Consider the following 14280-nt stretch of genomic DNA (forward strand, 5'->3'; position numbering starts at 1 on the left):
AGATGAGGATAGCTGCTGTGATCCCTGCCTTCAATGAGGAGGTCGCCATAGGTTCAGTGGCGCTCCTCACAGGGGAGCATGTGGATGAGGTTATAGTGGTTGATGATGGGTCCAGTGACAGGACCGCACATGTGGCCGAGATGGCGGGGGCGAGGGTGATAAGGCACCATAAGAATATGGGTAAGGGCGCGGCCCTCAAGACAGGTTTTGAGGCTGCAGATGCAGACGTGGTGGTCACCCTTGACGCTGACGGCCAGCACAACCCCGCTGAGATACCGAAACTCGTGGAGCCCATACTGCGGGGTGAGGCTGATGTTGTAAACGGAAGCCGCTACCTGCACGGGAGGGACGAGAACACTCCAAGATACAGGAGGGTGGGCCAGAGGATACTTGACAGGGCCACCAACCTCGCAACCGGCCTTGAAATAACCGACACACAGAGCGGTTTCAGGGCCTTCTCAGCAGAAAGCATACCCCACTTCAAATTCAGGGACCCCGGCTTTGTGGTTGAGAGTGAGATGCTCTCAGATGCAGCCGAGGCGGGTCTCAGGATAGTGGAGGTGGAGGTTGGTGTTAGGTACGATGTTGACGGGTCCACCAGGAACCCCATAAGCCACGGTGTCTCGGTGCTCTTAAGGATCATAGGGGACATTGAACTCAAAAGGCCCCTCTACTACTTCACCCTCCCCGGCCTCTTGATAGGCATCACAGGCGCGGTGCTGGCGCTTATATTCATAAGGGACTACATAACCGGTGTGAGCGTGAATATGGGCCCGACAATCGTGGCGGTCATGCTCACACTCTTTGGCACATTCTTCATGTTCACAGGCATTATACTTGACTCTGTGAGGAGGATGATCCTCCACTACAGATGACCAAAATGGAAGGTGATTCTTATGGATGAATTCAGGGCTTATGATGGTAAATGTGTACTTGTAACCGGTGGAGCCGGCTGTGTCGGAAGCAACCTCTCACGGCACCTTGCAGAGAATGGGGCAAGGGTTATCATACTGGATAACCTCTCATCAAGTTACGAGTGGAACATACCCGGACATGAGAACATAGAGTTTGTGAGGGGTGACATACTGGACGATGAGGTCCTCAAACGCGTATTCAAGGAGAGGCCTGAGTACGTCTTCCACCTGGCGGCACACTTCGCCAACCAGAACAGTGTGGACAACCCTGAGAAGGACCTCCTGGTGAACGGTCTTGGAATACTCAAGGTACTGGAGTATGCGCAGCTCGTGGGCGTCGAAAGGTTCGTATATTCATCATCAGGCTGCGGTGTCTATGGACTGGACTCAAAGATACCCTTCGAGGAACATGACATCTCAATATCACTGCACACACCATACCAGGTCACGAAACTCCTGGGGGAACTTTACACCAACTACTTCCACAACCTCTATGACATGCCCATAGTCAATGCAAGGTTCTTCAACGTCTTTGGCCCCGGTGAGGTGCCAGGAAAGTACCGGAACGTCATACCAAACTTCTTCTACTGGGCCATGAATCAGCAGCCACTCCCAATTACAGGTGACGGTTCAGAGACAAGGGACTGGACCTTCGTTGAGGATATCGTGAGTGGACTCATGGCCATGGGTGTGAGAAAGGATGCCATAGGTGAGGCGATAAACCTTGGATCAGGCAGGGAGCACAGGGTCATTGAGATGGCCACCATAATAAATGAACTGACAGAGAACCCTGCAGGTGTTGTCTACAGGCCCCGAAGGGACTGGGATGCCAAGACAAGGCTGCTATCATCAATAGAGAAGGCCAGGAGGCTCCTGGACTATGAGCCAAAGGTTTCCTTCAGGGAGGGGCTTGAGAGGACCCATGAGTGGTTCAGGGAAAACTGGGAACTCATAAAGAAGAGCGCCGAATTCTAGAACCATCCCATCCACCGGACTGATCACCTATGAGGATACTCGTTGTACAGGAATCTGACTGGATAGAGAGGAATCCCCACCAGCAGCACCACCTCTTTGACAGGTTATCTGCCAGGGGCCATGAGGTGAGGGTCATAGATTACCCCATCGACTGGAGGAAGGACGACTCAGGGGGGGTATGGAACCCCAGAATGGTCTACAGGGGAGTCCATAAGGTCAGGGAGGATGCAGGTGTGGACGTTATAAGGCCGGGGCACCTGAAGTTCCCTGTACTTGACTACCTCTCAATACCATTCACCCATGGGAGGGAAATAAGGAGACAGATCAGGGAATTCAAGCCGGACGTCATTGTGGGATTCGGCCTTATAAACTCATACCTGGCTTCTGCGGAGGCAAAGAGGAGGGGGATACCCTTTGTCTATTACCTCATAGATGTCCTCTACACCCTCATACCTGAGAGGGCCTTTCAGGGAGTGGGAAGGCTTCTCATGAGGAAGACGATTGAGAACTCCAGCATGGTCCTCACCATAAACAGGAAACTGGACCAGCTTGCAGTTGAACTTGGCGCCGGGAGGACAGCGGTGATAGACGCGGGAATAGACCTTTCCGAGTTCGACCCTGAACTCGACGGTTCCCAGATAAGGGAGAGGTATGGTGTTGAGGATTCAGACATCCTCCTCTTCTTTATGGGATTCCTCTACACCTTCTCAGGGCTCAGGGAGCTTGCGGCTGCAATGGCAGAGAAACGTGAGGAGTACCCCAACGTTAAGCTCATGGTGGTGGGGGATGGCGATGCCTACGCTGACCTTGAGAGGATAAGGGATGAGAACAACCTTGAAAGCCTCATACTCACAGGCAGACAGCCCTATACAGAGATACCATGCTTCGTTGCAGCCTCTGACATCTGCATACTGCCAGCATACATTGATGAGGAGATAATGCAGGACATAGTGCCCATAAAACTCTATGAGTACCTTGCAATGGCAAAACCTGTGATAGCCACAAGGCTCCCAGGTATCTTCATGGAGTTCGGTGAGGGTAACGGCATACACTACATCGAGAGGCCAGAGGAAACCCTTGAGGTTGCCGTGAAACTGGCAGACAGACTCCATGAGGAGGGAATGAAGGGCAGAAGATTTGTTGAATCCAACGACTGGGAGACCATAACAGACAGGTTCGAGGAGACACTGAAGAGACTTGTGGAAAATGGTGGTTGAATGAGGATAGTCACCGTTATACCCGCATTCAATGAGGAGAGAACCGTGGAGTCGGTTGTGAGGGGGGCCCTTGAACATGGGGATGTTATAGTGGTGGACGATGGGAGCACGGATCAGACAGGGAAACTTGCAGAGATGGCAGGTGCAAGGGTGGTGAGACACCCTGAAAACAGGGGTAAGGGAGCGGCCCTCAAAACAGGTATAAGCGAGGCACTGAGGGGTTCCTGTGATGTTATCGTCTTCATGGACGCTGATGGACAGCATGACCCATCACTGATACCGCGCCTTGCAGGGGCGGTTAATGGTGGTGACTTCATAATCGGCTCAAGGTTCATAGAGAGCAACCATGATAACATGCCCCTCCACAGACAGCTGTCAAACAGGATAACAACGTGGATACTGAGGCTTGCAACCGGTTACAGTATAACCGACAGTCAGAGCGGTTTCAGGGCAATTTCAGCCGAATACGCCCACCTGATAGTGGACATACCCTACGATGACTATGTATATGAATCCGAGGCGATATGTGAAACATCAAGGCACCGCCTCAGAATAGCCGAGGTCCCGGTAACATGCAAGTATGGTGATGAGAAGTCATACATCGGTGCTGCTGACGTGGTACAGTACATAAGATTCGTTATAAGACTTTTCCTCAGGAGATTATCGGCGACAGGGACCTGATCTGGACAAAGGACTGTATAAAGGGGCATGGGATGGTTCCATGAAAAAAATTTACTTCTTTATACTCAGTGTGCTTCTCATTCTGGCCCTCATAGTATGGATGGGTCCCCTGAGGGTCCTGAGGGCAGTCTGCATGGCAGACTGGAGAATCATAGCACTGGCATTTCTCATTCACCTTGCCGTTGTGGCTGTGAGGGGGCTCAGGTGGGGTTTTCTGATAGATCAGCCCTGGAAGATTGGAACAAACTTCACTGTGAAGTCCATAGGCCTCTTTGCAGGTAACCTCAGTCCCATGAGGAGTGCCGGGGAGGTCATGAATGCGGTTGCAGGCAAGAAACTGAATGGTATAGACCTATCTGAGGGTCTCTCTGCCGGTTTAACAGAGAGGTTCTTTGACCTGGGAATAGGAGGATTCCTCTTATTTGGCGCCGCAGTATTCGTGCCGAAAATAAGAATAATAGCCCTCTTTGGCGCATGTCTCTCGGCCATCATAGCCTACATGATATACCTTGTCAACTGGAGGGAGGAGAAGAGCCTGAGGATCTACCATAGAATACACAGGGTCATTGAAAGACTTCCGGTCTCGGAGGAAACCCTGGAAAACCTTTACACCAGGCTCACCTCAGGTATAAGGGATATGATCGGTTATACAAGGTCCTACTCCAGCTTCGGGGCACTTGGAGTTGTATTTGGCCTCTCGTTTCTATCATGGCTCATGGAGTGCCTGAGGCTGTACCTTGTTTTCCTGTCATTCGGTGCTGAGATAGCATTCTCAGCGGTTGTCATGATATTCCTTCTTGCAAACCTCATAGGGATACTATCAGCCCTCCCGGGGGGTATGGGTTCAATGGAGGTTTCAATGGCGGGACTCTTTGTTTTATTTGGTGTTCCAGGTTTCCTTGCGGGCAGCATAGCCATCGTGGATCGCCTCATATCCTTCTGGTCGGTCACTGCACTGGGGGCTATACTCTCATCATACTACGCAGGGGACATACTCGATGAGGTCAGGTCATACATACTTGATATTAAAACATGAACACTGCACGCCCTTAGGGGTTTTGGTGGCATGTAAGAACTATGATGAATATCAAATGAACGCTGCACAGTTCTTCTCTGAACAAAAACATGAAGAAGGTATCAGCCCCTGATTATTGACCTGATTATGGCCCTGTCCATGTGGTCGAGGGCCCCTGTTAAGAAAATTCCAGCCACATAAACCGCCAGGGCAAGGGTGGCCCTCATTATAATGTTCACAGGGGCCATTAGTATCACTGCAGAGGCCGCGCCCGGAATAAGAATTCGCCAGCCCTCCATGATATCCTTCCAGGATAGCCCGTAATCCGTATCCCTTAAAGCCCTCATGAAGAGGACCATCATCAGAAATTCTGTCATCACCGTTGCAGCGCTTGCCCCCAGAAAATCAAATCTGGAGATAAGTATAAGGTTAACGGTTACATTGAAGATCGCCCCAGCACCTGTGACACGGGTAACCGTTGTCTGTCTTTCGGTTGAGCCCAGAAGGTTTGAGGTTATCCCGTTTAGAAACATGAATGCAGTTGCGGTTATGAGGATCCGCAGAGCAGGGGCAGAACTGAGGTACTTCGATGAGAAGATCAGTTCTATCAGGGGCTCGGCAAGGACGAATACCATCAATATTATAATGACCGCCAGTATCATGAGGTACTTCACGGATCTCCTGTAGGTGAATTTCAGGGAATCTGAGCTCTCAACATGGAACCTGGACATAATGGGGAAGACTGCCAGCAAGTATACAGTGTAGAGCGAGCTTATGACTGTAAGAAGCCTGTAGGGTGCACTGTAGAGACCAACGGAAACATCACCCTTCATGAGTGAGAGCATGACAGAGTCTATCCAGAAATAGATGAGGAAAAAAACGCTGGTCACGCCGAAAGGCAGTCCATTAACGATCAATTCCCGGCTGAAAGCCAGACCTGGCCTGAAAAACCTCCTTGTGAATATGAAAACAGAGTAGCTAACTGAGAGAACCGCTGCAACGAGGTAGGCGATGGCCACATGTATAACACTTCCGCCCAGCCAGATCACGGTGAGCACTCCGACAAGAATGAATAAACTGTTGAGGATGTTCCAGATCGTCTGGTACTCCATCCGCTGGAAGCCCTGGAACATGCTGTTGAAGAATGCGCTGAATGAGTTAACCAGCATGTACCCTCCTATGAACATTACAACTGCAGCAGCAGTGCCCCTGTAGATACCTGTTAGCGGTAGGAGGATTATCATAACAAGAACCATCAATGAAAGGAGCAGTCTGTTACCAAGCCCCGCCGATGCAAGCTCCATGGCACCAGCAGGGTCCCTTGCAATCTCCCTTGTAATGTAGGTCCCCATCCCGAGGTCAGCCAGTATGCTGAATATGCCTGTGAGGGCAAGTGCCGCAGATAGTATACCGAAACCTGCTGTGCCGAGGTACCTTGCAAGGTAGACGTTCCATACAAAGGCCGCGAGGTTGGTGAAGATGGTGGCTGTGAGGAGAAAGAGGGTATTTTTTGCAAGGGTTCTGGCATGACTCATTTCAATCCCATTTCAGAGGGTTCAGATTTCAGTTTCATCCTTTGAACCACTCGACGGTTCTGATGAGTCCCTCCTCAAGTTTCACATCTGGCCTGAAGCCCGCAGCCTCAAGCCGGGAGGTGTCTGCAAGGGAGTGTCTCACATCACCAGGTCTTTCATCAAGGTATACTGGCTCTGAATCTGACCCAAGGATTCTTGATATTATGTCGAAGAGCCGGTTAACGGTAACCGCACTTCCACCAGCCACATTGAAGACGCCGGTTTCAGTTGACTCTGCAAGGAAGATGTTGGCCCTCACAACGTCACCCACATAGATGAAATCACGGCTCTGCTCCCCGTCGCCATAGATCTCAGGCTGTCTGCCCTGGAGGAGGGCGTCAATGAACCTGGGGATGACGGCAGCGTACTGGGAGTCAGGCCTCTGTCTGGGCCCATAAACGTTGAAATACCTGAGGGAAACGGTTTCAAGGCCATAGTCCTCAAAAACACTGCAGTAGTACTCCCCCGTGACCTTGGATACCGCGTAGGGTGAGAGTGGCATGGGCCTTGCGTCCTCAGAGAGTGGCATTTCAGGGTTGTTCCCGTAGACAGCTGAGGTTGAGGCATTCACAACCTTCCTGACCCCGGCCCTGCAGGCAGCGAGAAGCACCCTGAGGGTTCCTGTGGCGTTCACCCTGTGGCACCTCAGGGGGTCCCTCACGCTTTCAGGGACACTTGCAAGGGCGGCCTGATGGAACACATAATCCTTATCCCTGAATACAGAATCAAGGTCCACCTCATTGATACTCCCCTCTATGATCTCAAGGTTTTCATGTTTGGGGTACATGAGGTTCTCCCTCTTCCCGCTTGAGAGGTCATCGATTACAGTGACCCTGTTTCCCATTCTGAGGAGTTCATCTGTGAGGTGTGAGCCTATAAATCCAAGTCCTCCTGTTACAGCAACATCCATGCCCTTCATGATCATGCACTACCTGACGTTAATGAATAGGTGAAGAGACCGGTAGGGCTTCCTTTTATCAGGCAACCTGTATAGAAGGAATTCCAGTTTCTGGTTTTCCCCGGTCTCTGTAACTGTGAAGTTTATCTTCCTCTCCCACTTCTCCTTATCACTCAACCTTATGGTTTCATTCCTTAAAATATCTCCGCCAACACGCACCACCATGAGGTAGGTCTCGTTGCGGTACTCACGGTTAACCACACCCACAATTACACTGGCACTTTCACCTGCTGTGAGGTTCTCGGGGTACCCGTAGGCCTTCCCCCCGGGCCCCAGGATGTAGAACTCCGTGAACCTCTCAGAGGGTGCCGGGTTGAGGGTTATGTAGACCGTTACCGCAATTAGCGCCACAAGTATGATGGAGAGGAATAGTGAGATCTTACCGTCCCTTGAGAGGTTACGGGGTGATGGTATCCTCCTTATATCAGCGGAGTAGGCGAGTTCACCGCGCCTCCACCTCCTTATGAATGCGGCTGGAGTGAGTGCAAGGCTGAGGCCTGCCACTGTCCTTGCGAGGAGTGGTTTGAATGTAACCTCTCCCCCCATGAGGAGTGCGATGACCGATGTCATGATGATGCTCGTGGAGAATGCAAGAAAGAGCCTCTCAGGGATACTGAGCTGAACCCTTTCAGGTGCGATGGCCGAAATCAGTATGTAGCCCGGGATGAAGAGCACCTGGAGGTAGAAGAGTGCCTCAGCGATACCGCCCCTCAAAAGGATGATGGTAAGGATACTCAGGATGGATAGAACTGCGAGGTCACTGAAACCACCGATGGATGTGGTTTTTTCAGGTTCTGATGGGAATTCATGTCCTGAAAATGCCTTTTTGAGTTCCCCTTCAACATCATCACCTTCGATTTTTTCAGGGGCCCATTCTTTTATTTTTCTCATTTTAAGGGCCCTTTTCTTTATGAGGGAGGGGTCACCCACATAAAGGTCCTCATCTGATATTTCAGGCATCTCAAGGGTGATTTCATCCTCCACTAACCCATATTTCTCCAGGATGTCCATTTCTGACTGCTGAAGGGACTCTATGATTTTTATCCTCTGTCTGGACCTTCTGATGTAGGCTGCAAGGGCTGCCAGTATACCTGTGACCCCAAGGAATATGTGACCATAGCCCCTGGGTACAAGTAAGCATGATAGGGGTGTCAGGATGGAGGCGAAGAGGGCTATTAATCCTACCTGCTTAAGTCTTCTCCTCTCCCTCAGCCCTGTTAGGAAGGCTGATGCCACCAGATAGGATGTGCTTACTATGAGGATGAGTGCAAGGATGAACCTCACATGCCTGAGGTGTATGAGGTGTATGAGGATGGGTGTTGAGGATGATATGATACCTGCAATCAGGAGGTCCCTTGAGGAGAGACCGAGCCTGATGACTTCATCTTCCTCATGCCGTTCGCTCTGTTTTCTGCCAGACCTTCTTGCAAGTTCCCTTGCGGTTCTTGTCTGGGTATCCTCCTCAGGGGCATCCTTCTTTCTCAGGCGGATTATAAGAGCAATGAGGGGTATAATTATGGCGGGGAGTGCATAAAGTGCTCTTGAGTTTCTGAGGGGCGTGTAATTAAGGATGAGGGCGTTGAGTGTGATGAGGAGCATTCCTGCCACCGGGGTGATCAGAATGCTGTCGAAGCCTGTGATGATGAGTATGGTGTAACCTGACACCACTATGGATGATGCTATTCCAAGAACCCTGAGATGAAATAATGGCATGTTTATGAGGACCGCTGATACTATACCTGCAATTAATAATATGATCTCCCGCCTGAACTTCAACTGAGATTCTCCCGTATGCTGATTGGACTATTTATTTGGGTCGTGGACTGATAAATATTTTCATGTCTGTCACATGTGCGCTTAAGAAGACATATTTCAGTTCAGATGGTGATGCAGATTAAAATAAGGTTACGTGGCTGATTTTATAGCCTGGTGGTATATTCTGACCCTGTATTCCCCCGGCGCGGTGAAGGGAGGAATTGTGAGGTAGATGTCAGCCGGGACAACAGCGTTTCTTTCATCTCTTGCGGTCCAGTTTTTCCTGACCGGCGTGTAGGTTGTTGTGAGTGGTGTTTTGGGGAGGTTTACGCCGTAGTTGGCGTATTTGAGGTTCTGTATGGGTATGGTTTCTGGTCCCTGGAGGTCTCCTTCTGCTTTTATGTAGAGGTCTATGGGGACGTTGGATAGGTCTTTTATCTGGAGTCCCTGGGGTCCTCCGGGCCAGGTGTATTCTTTTCCGGGTTCCACTGTGGCTGTGAGGGTGAATGAGTTTCCGACCTCCTCTCCCTTCCAGAGGACCATTATCTCCACACTTTCGGGTACGGTTACCCGGACCTCCTGCACTGCGCCCATTGTTGTGAAGGGGATGGGTAGAAGCAGCAGTATAAAAAGAACCCCCATCCAGCTGTAATCTGACATCAGAAGATCCCCCCACCGTTATATATGTCTGTAATTATTTATTTATTAAGTTTTCCCCTATAATTTATTATTAATTTTTCTGTGGTTGTGTATTTTCATGGAGTTAAATCTGGTCCAGTGGGCATCGTCATCAATGTTATGCTAAAAAAGGTTCATCTGCGTGATTTGCAGGCTATAAAATGTTTTCATTAATAAAAAAGAGTTATTTAGGGCTCACCCGGTGATTTAACAGCTATGTGATATATTCTCACAGAGTAGACACCGGCGGCTGTTCCAGGTGGCACCGTGAGGTGAAGGTCCACGGGTATTAATGATTCATCCTCAGATTTAACCACCCAGTTCCTTCTAACAGGTGTGTAGGTTGTTGTGAGTGGTGTTTTGGGGAGGTTTGTGCCGTAGTTGGCGTATTTGAGGTTCTGTATGGGTATGGTTTCTGGTCCCTGGAGGTCTCCTTCTGCTTTTATGTAGAGGTCTATGGGGACGTTGGATAGGTCTTTTATCTGGAGTCCCTGGGGTCCTCCGGGCCAGGTGTATTCTTTTCCGGGTTCCACTGTGGCTGTGAGGGTGAATGAGTTTCCGACCTCCTCTCCCTTCCAGAGGACCATTATCTCCACACTCTCGGGTACGGTTACCCGGACCTCCTGCACTGCTGAAGCCCCACTCACGGGGTTTGTGAGAAGGATTAAGAGCAGTGCAGGGACAGCGAGGGTTTTTAGATGGATGCCCATACAGATCACCCCATTTTTCTCTTGGAGGTTTCTCTTGTTTCACATGAACTTACAGTTTATCGTGAAATATGTCACTAAAGTGGCTATTGTTTAAGCAAATTTTTATTACATAATCTGGAGGAGTACAGAGGCATTCTCTCCTAAAAACAGCAAAAATCGTATTAAAATTCCTCTTGAATACCCGAAATCGGTTTTTAAAAAGATTTATATATGTTGGATTATTATTCTTTTATCATGATTATTCATGTTACATATCTTTCAGGTTACATAACAGGCATTATTTCCTCAATAATCATTTCAGTGATACTGGGGCTGCCTCTGGCACCTGAAAGACCGGCCAGACATTCCTGGACCCCATCAGCCATCTTCCCGGCACCCATAATTGCCATGGGTCTTGTGGCTATATGTATAAAACTTGGTGTCACAGGTATGTATGGCGGGGTCGATCTTGGCGTGGTTTCAGGGGTTCTGGCAGCTCTCATGACGGCCTACTTCCTTGAGGACATATTCCCCAGACCGGAGGACTTGTGATGAATGAACTTGTTGGAGTTGCAGTTGCAGCAGCGGTATCCTGGCTGAACTTTGTTATCATAGATACATGGATGGGCCTTCCCGAGAAACCAGGTGTCAGGGGGGCCGATTACATTGGAAGGGATATAATGAAAAGGGGGGGAGACCTCGCAGGGGGTTTCTTCCAGGGAAACATAGTCTGCTCTCCTGACGCATCTGCAGGCACACTCCTGGGGGCAATTGGCTGTTACCTCATGGGTATACCTGAGGGCGGCCTTATAGCTGCGCTCCTGGTGTTCATAGGTAACAGGCTCTGCGCAGACCCTGGATATGCAGGTACGACAGGGGCACTTTCAATTACAGTCATAATAGCAATCTCATCGCTCGCTGGACTGAAACCTGAAATGTTTATTGTGGGAATGGTTATTGCGATAACCACAATACAGGGTTTGAACCACAGGAGATCATCAAGGCTCCTTGGCGCCATAGCCAGGAGGATGGACAGGTACACAGACCTTGAATAGAAGGTGTTGATCATGTTACTCCAGATAACAGGGATAATAGTTGTTCTCATGGCATTGAGGGCACTTCTAGCACAGGACAGGGCAGAGAGGCTGCTTTACCTCAATGCAATGGGTTTCGGGATATCTGCAATGATTGCCCTCTACATTGGAACGGCATTTGGGGCTATCCTTGCAGCTGTCTACTTCGTGGCATCAACCATAACATCCAATGCTATTGCACATACCCTTGACCGTGTAGGGGAGGAAATATTAATCGAGGATTAGGTGAAGATTTGGCTGGTGATGGTTATTAATTCGTTTGACTTCATTAAGGGATTAGGTGAAGATTTGGCTGGTGATGTTTATGAATCCGCTTGACCTCATTAACCTTACAAACACAGGAATTTTTGTGATATTCACAGGTGCCGCAGGCATCATACTACTTCCAAAGCCCCTTGATAAGATAATAATGTTCTCTCTGCTGCAGGGGGGCTTTGTGATGGTCCTTGCGGCGGCCAGATACCTTGACGTGGCCATGGCAGCGGCCCTCTTTGACCCCATATCAACGGTGATACTGCTCATGGCTGTTATGAGAATAAATGATGTGAGGGTAGCGAGGGGTGAGGATCTTGTCTGATGTTCATGTTTACTCTGATGTGAGGGTAGCGAGGGGTGAGGATCTTGTCTGATGTTCATGTACTGGATTTAAGGGGTGGGAAACTTGCTTGAAACCCAGATATGGTTCTACGCAGGGGCCGCACTTGTAATAATAGGCTCCATTGCAACCGTCGCAGGTCCCGGTGTAAGGGACCCCATCGTCAGGATACTGAACACCGAGATACCTGCGGTTGGTGTTTCACTGATATTCCTCACCTACAACCACACACTGGCACTCCTCACCTTCATCGCGGCCACAACAATCATGACACTGGTACTCCTAAGGGCCGTTATAAGGCTCGAGGAGATGGGGGTGGAAGGATGAGCCTTGGAAGAATCCTCAACGAACTGGCAAACCCCAAGAGGATACCCCGTCTATTCGCATTCTCACTTGGACTCGTGCTCCTTGTGGGGTTCCTGGTTCCATTAACACTGAATGAGAACCAGCTCTACCCGAGGCCACTTCCACAGGAGCAGATTAACAGCAAGGACCCCCTGGCACCCTACGACCGCGGCGGGGTTCCGCTCAAGGAACCCGGTGACGTGAAGTCCCAGTACCCCCAGTTTGAGGTTAACCTGGGTAAGATCACGGCTTACCTCTCACCGATAGCGATAGCCATAAAGGGCCTCACCTACTACTTCGGGACCTCAATATACTCATCCCCAGGGGGCCTCATAGATGAGATACTCTACTACACCAGGGGCCTTGACACGGTCCTCGAGTCAAGCATACTCATGATGGCATTCACCATAGCGTCATGGGTCGCCCTTAACTTCACTGTGAGGAGGCGTAAACCATGATGGTACCGGAATTCACAGTTTCACTCTTCGTCCCTGCGGTCTACACGGGACTCATAGCAGGATTCATAGCGCTCCTCGGAATATCATTCCAGAAGAATGACCTCAGCGCACTCATAATCACCGATATAGTGGGAATAGCCATGCTAGTCATCGTTGCAGCGGTTGGAACCGACCTGGCAGAGGCCCTTATACTCCCAGGGCTGGTGGTTGAACTGGCGGAGATAATGGCCATCTCAGAGATACTCATCTCAAGGGAGATGAGGATCCGTGGTGAGGTGGAGGAGATTGAACACGTCCCCATGGAACTTGAGGTCTTCAGAACAGCCCCCAACTTCCTGGCCCTTGTACTCATAGCCTACGGCGTGTTCCTCACAGGCTTCACTGGTGGTGCGGTTGCAGGTGCAGGTGTGCTGTTCTACGCTGCAACCAGAAAGGCCCGTGGCCTGCCAGTGGCTGAGTGGAATGGCATAGCGGGTGTCTCAGGTATAACCTGGTGTCTCTGGCTTGCAGGTTTCATAATATTCTTCACGGCACCACAGCTCTGGCTCCCGGCCCTATTCCTCTCAGGTTGCGGTATACTGATCAAGGTGGCGAGCAAGATGGGCCTCATCGGGGTCCTTGCGAGGGAGGAGATCAGGGAAGCAGGGGGTGATGAATGATGGATATAGCGTCCCTTGGCGGTGAGCTGCTGGGCCAGATACCCTTCGGGGACATAGTGCTCTACCTCACACCATTCAACCTCTTCATGTTCGCATCTGTCCTCATATTCACATTCCTCATAGCAATAAGCCGGACAGAGACCCAGGTTGAGACAGAGTTCGGGACACTGGGTAACCGGAGGGTTGAGGTTGACACCGCCGAGTTCAGGATAAGAAGGTTCCTTGCAATCGTCTGCGGACTTGCAACCGCAGGTGCGATGGTTACAGGTGACCTCTTCAACTTCACACTCTTCGTGGCACTCATAGGGATAGTGAACATCGGTATAGTCTCAGCGGTGAGACAGGTGGATGTGCTTGACGCGGCATTCCAGTATGGACTCATAGCCATGATGGCCTCACTCCCCCTCTTTGGGGGCGCGGCCATGGTGCTTGGTTCATCCGGTACACTGAGTCTCCTTGAACTCTCAAAAATCGGCGGAAACCAGATGATAAGCTTCGCAACCCTCCTCCTTCTCATGGGGGTCATCGGTGAGACCGGTGTTGCGCCGTTCTATGCAACCAAGGCGGAGATGTTCCGAACACCGGGTTCGCCATTCATACTCATAATACACCTCAGCTCCCTCCTTGTGATTGTGAGGGCAATTGAGGTTTTACTGATAGTTGCACTCTGAAG

At 50.3% G+C, this 14280-nt stretch carries 18 protein-coding genes; 13 read left to right on the plus strand and 5 right to left on the minus strand.

The window, feature by feature from the left end; translation table 11 throughout:
• Positions 1-2 precede the first annotated feature (2 nt).
• The 5 genes from AB9H23_RS02515 to AB9H23_RS02535 are packed head-to-tail and all read left to right on the plus strand — an operon-like array spanning position 3 to position 4823.
• A complete protein-coding gene (locus AB9H23_RS02515; protein ID WP_370005365.1) occupies positions 3-875 on the plus strand; it encodes a glycosyltransferase family 2 protein in 873 nt (290 codons plus the stop codon).
• A gap of 21 nt (positions 876-896) precedes the next feature.
• Positions 897-1889 carry an NAD-dependent epimerase/dehydratase family protein gene (locus AB9H23_RS02520; RefSeq protein ID WP_370005366.1) on the plus strand — a complete coding sequence of 331 codons (993 nt, stop codon included), beginning with the start codon at positions 897-899 and terminating at the stop codon, positions 1887-1889.
• 29 nt (positions 1890-1918) lie between these two features.
• Positions 1919-3106 carry a glycosyltransferase gene (locus tag AB9H23_RS02525; protein ID WP_370005368.1) on the plus strand — a complete coding sequence of 396 codons (1188 nt, stop codon included), beginning with the start codon at positions 1919-1921 and terminating at the stop codon, positions 3104-3106.
• A complete protein-coding gene (locus AB9H23_RS02530; RefSeq protein ID WP_370005370.1) occupies positions 3107-3787 on the plus strand; it encodes a glycosyltransferase family 2 protein in 681 nt (226 codons plus the stop codon).
• 40 nt (positions 3788-3827) lie between these two features.
• Positions 3828-4823: a UPF0104 family protein gene (locus tag AB9H23_RS02535; protein WP_370005372.1), complete on the plus strand. Its 996-nt coding sequence runs from the start codon at positions 3828-3830 to the stop codon at positions 4821-4823.
• Between the two features lie 101 nt (positions 4824-4924).
• Here the strand turns inward: AB9H23_RS02535 and AB9H23_RS02540 are convergent, their stop codons facing one another.
• From AB9H23_RS02540 to AB9H23_RS02560, 5 genes are all read right to left on the minus strand, one after another.
• Positions 4925-6337 (minus strand): flippase, encoded by a 1413-nt coding sequence (locus AB9H23_RS02540; RefSeq protein ID WP_370005374.1) that lies wholly within the window; start codon positions 6335-6337, stop codon positions 4925-4927.
• Between the two features lie 34 nt (positions 6338-6371).
• Complete coding sequence (locus tag AB9H23_RS02545) at positions 6372-7295, minus strand: SDR family oxidoreductase (RefSeq protein WP_370005376.1); 924 nt, start codon at positions 7293-7295, stop codon at positions 6372-6374.
• A gap of 9 nt (positions 7296-7304) precedes the next feature.
• Positions 7305-9110 (minus strand): DUF1616 domain-containing protein, encoded by a 1806-nt coding sequence (locus AB9H23_RS02550; protein ID WP_370005378.1) that lies wholly within the window; start codon positions 9108-9110, stop codon positions 7305-7307.
• Positions 9111-9239: 129 nt separating this feature from the next.
• Positions 9240-9749, minus strand: coding sequence for a hypothetical protein (locus AB9H23_RS02555; RefSeq protein WP_370005380.1), 510 nt, complete (start codon positions 9747-9749; stop codon positions 9240-9242).
• 206 nt (positions 9750-9955) lie between these two features.
• The gene (locus tag AB9H23_RS02560; protein ID WP_370005381.1) at positions 9956-10477 is read right to left on the minus strand and encodes a hypothetical protein; all 522 of its coding nucleotides are present in this window, start codon (positions 10475-10477) and stop codon (positions 9956-9958) included.
• Between the two features lie 234 nt (positions 10478-10711).
• On the opposite strand from AB9H23_RS02560, the gene AB9H23_RS02565 reads away from it, so the two are divergent.
• The 8 genes from AB9H23_RS02565 to AB9H23_RS02600 all read left to right on the plus strand — a co-directional run bounded on the left by AB9H23_RS02565 (position 10712) and on the right by AB9H23_RS02600 (position 14278).
• Positions 10712-11008, plus strand: a complete 297-nt coding sequence (locus AB9H23_RS02565) for an energy-converting hydrogenase A subunit A EhaA (RefSeq protein ID WP_370005383.1) — start codon at positions 10712-10714, stop codon at positions 11006-11008.
• On the plus strand, positions 11008-11511 hold the full coding sequence (locus AB9H23_RS02570) for a hypothetical protein (protein ID WP_370005385.1): 504 nt from the start codon (positions 11008-11010) through the stop codon (positions 11509-11511). Before AB9H23_RS02565 ends, AB9H23_RS02570 begins: the two co-directional genes overlap by 1 nt.
• 12 nt (positions 11512-11523) lie before the next feature.
• Positions 11524-11775, plus strand: a complete 252-nt coding sequence (locus AB9H23_RS02575) for a DUF2109 family protein (RefSeq protein ID WP_013295605.1) — start codon at positions 11524-11526, stop codon at positions 11773-11775.
• A gap of 79 nt (positions 11776-11854) precedes the next feature.
• Positions 11855-12127 (plus strand): DUF2108 domain-containing protein, encoded by a 273-nt coding sequence (locus tag AB9H23_RS02580; protein ID WP_321211870.1) that lies wholly within the window; start codon positions 11855-11857, stop codon positions 12125-12127.
• An 84-nt stretch (positions 12128-12211) separates the two neighbouring features.
• Positions 12212-12472 carry an EhaE family protein gene (locus AB9H23_RS02585; RefSeq protein ID WP_321211871.1) on the plus strand — a complete coding sequence of 87 codons (261 nt, stop codon included), beginning with the start codon at positions 12212-12214 and terminating at the stop codon, positions 12470-12472.
• Positions 12469-12948, plus strand: coding sequence for a DUF2106 family protein (locus AB9H23_RS02590; RefSeq protein ID WP_321211872.1), 480 nt, complete (start codon positions 12469-12471; stop codon positions 12946-12948). Before AB9H23_RS02585 ends, AB9H23_RS02590 begins: the two co-directional genes overlap by 4 nt.
• Positions 12945-13607 carry an EhaG family protein gene (locus AB9H23_RS02595; protein WP_321211873.1) on the plus strand — a complete coding sequence of 221 codons (663 nt, stop codon included), beginning with the start codon at positions 12945-12947 and terminating at the stop codon, positions 13605-13607. The genes AB9H23_RS02590 and AB9H23_RS02595 overlap by 4 nt, the downstream gene beginning before the upstream one ends.
• A complete protein-coding gene (locus AB9H23_RS02600; RefSeq protein WP_370005387.1) occupies positions 13607-14278 on the plus strand; it encodes a proton-conducting transporter membrane subunit in 672 nt (223 codons plus the stop codon). The genes AB9H23_RS02595 and AB9H23_RS02600 overlap by 1 nt, the downstream gene beginning before the upstream one ends.
• Positions 14279-14280 lie beyond the last annotated feature (2 nt).

Origin of the sequence: Methanothermobacter sp. KEPCO 2 (assembly GCF_041228365.1) — an archaeon.
Lineage (GTDB): Archaea > Methanobacteriota > Methanobacteria > Methanobacteriales > Methanothermobacteraceae > Methanothermobacter > Methanothermobacter marburgensis.

Bases quoted from the DNA above. Each gene is read 5' to 3' on its own strand.
- AB9H23_RS02515 (WP_370005365.1), top strand. From the start codon at position 3: ATGAGGATAGCTGCTGTGATCCCTGCCTTCAATGAGGAGGTCGCCATA.
- AB9H23_RS02520 (WP_370005366.1), top strand. From the start codon at position 897: ATGGATGAATTCAGGGCTTATGATGGTAAATGTGTACTTGTAACCGGT.
- AB9H23_RS02525 (WP_370005368.1), top strand. From the start codon at position 1,919: ATGAGGATACTCGTTGTACAGGAATCTGACTGGATAGAGAGGAATCCC.
- AB9H23_RS02530 (WP_370005370.1), top strand. From the start codon at position 3,107: ATGAGGATAGTCACCGTTATACCCGCATTCAATGAGGAGAGAACCGTG.
- AB9H23_RS02535 (WP_370005372.1), top strand. From the start codon at position 3,828: ATGAAAAAAATTTACTTCTTTATACTCAGTGTGCTTCTCATTCTGGCC.
- AB9H23_RS02540 (WP_370005374.1), bottom strand. From the start codon at position 6,337: ATGAGTCATGCCAGAACCCTTGCAAAAAATACCCTCTTTCTCCTCACA.
- AB9H23_RS02545 (WP_370005376.1), bottom strand. From the start codon at position 7,295: ATGAAGGGCATGGATGTTGCTGTAACAGGAGGACTTGGATTTATAGGC.
- AB9H23_RS02555 (WP_370005380.1), bottom strand. From the start codon at position 9,749: ATGTCAGATTACAGCTGGATGGGGGTTCTTTTTATACTGCTGCTTCTA.
- AB9H23_RS02560 (WP_370005381.1), bottom strand. From the start codon at position 10,477: ATGGGCATCCATCTAAAAACCCTCGCTGTCCCTGCACTGCTCTTAATC.
- AB9H23_RS02565 (WP_370005383.1), top strand. From the start codon at position 10,712: ATGATTATTCATGTTACATATCTTTCAGGTTACATAACAGGCATTATT.
- AB9H23_RS02570 (WP_370005385.1), top strand. From the start codon at position 11,008: ATGAATGAACTTGTTGGAGTTGCAGTTGCAGCAGCGGTATCCTGGCTG.
- AB9H23_RS02575 (WP_013295605.1), top strand. From the start codon at position 11,524: ATGTTACTCCAGATAACAGGGATAATAGTTGTTCTCATGGCATTGAGG.
- AB9H23_RS02580 (WP_321211870.1), top strand. From the start codon at position 11,855: ATGAATCCGCTTGACCTCATTAACCTTACAAACACAGGAATTTTTGTG.
- AB9H23_RS02590 (WP_321211872.1), top strand. From the start codon at position 12,469: ATGAGCCTTGGAAGAATCCTCAACGAACTGGCAAACCCCAAGAGGATA.
- AB9H23_RS02595 (WP_321211873.1), top strand. From the start codon at position 12,945: ATGATGGTACCGGAATTCACAGTTTCACTCTTCGTCCCTGCGGTCTAC.
- AB9H23_RS02600 (WP_370005387.1), top strand. From the start codon at position 13,607: ATGGATATAGCGTCCCTTGGCGGTGAGCTGCTGGGCCAGATACCCTTC.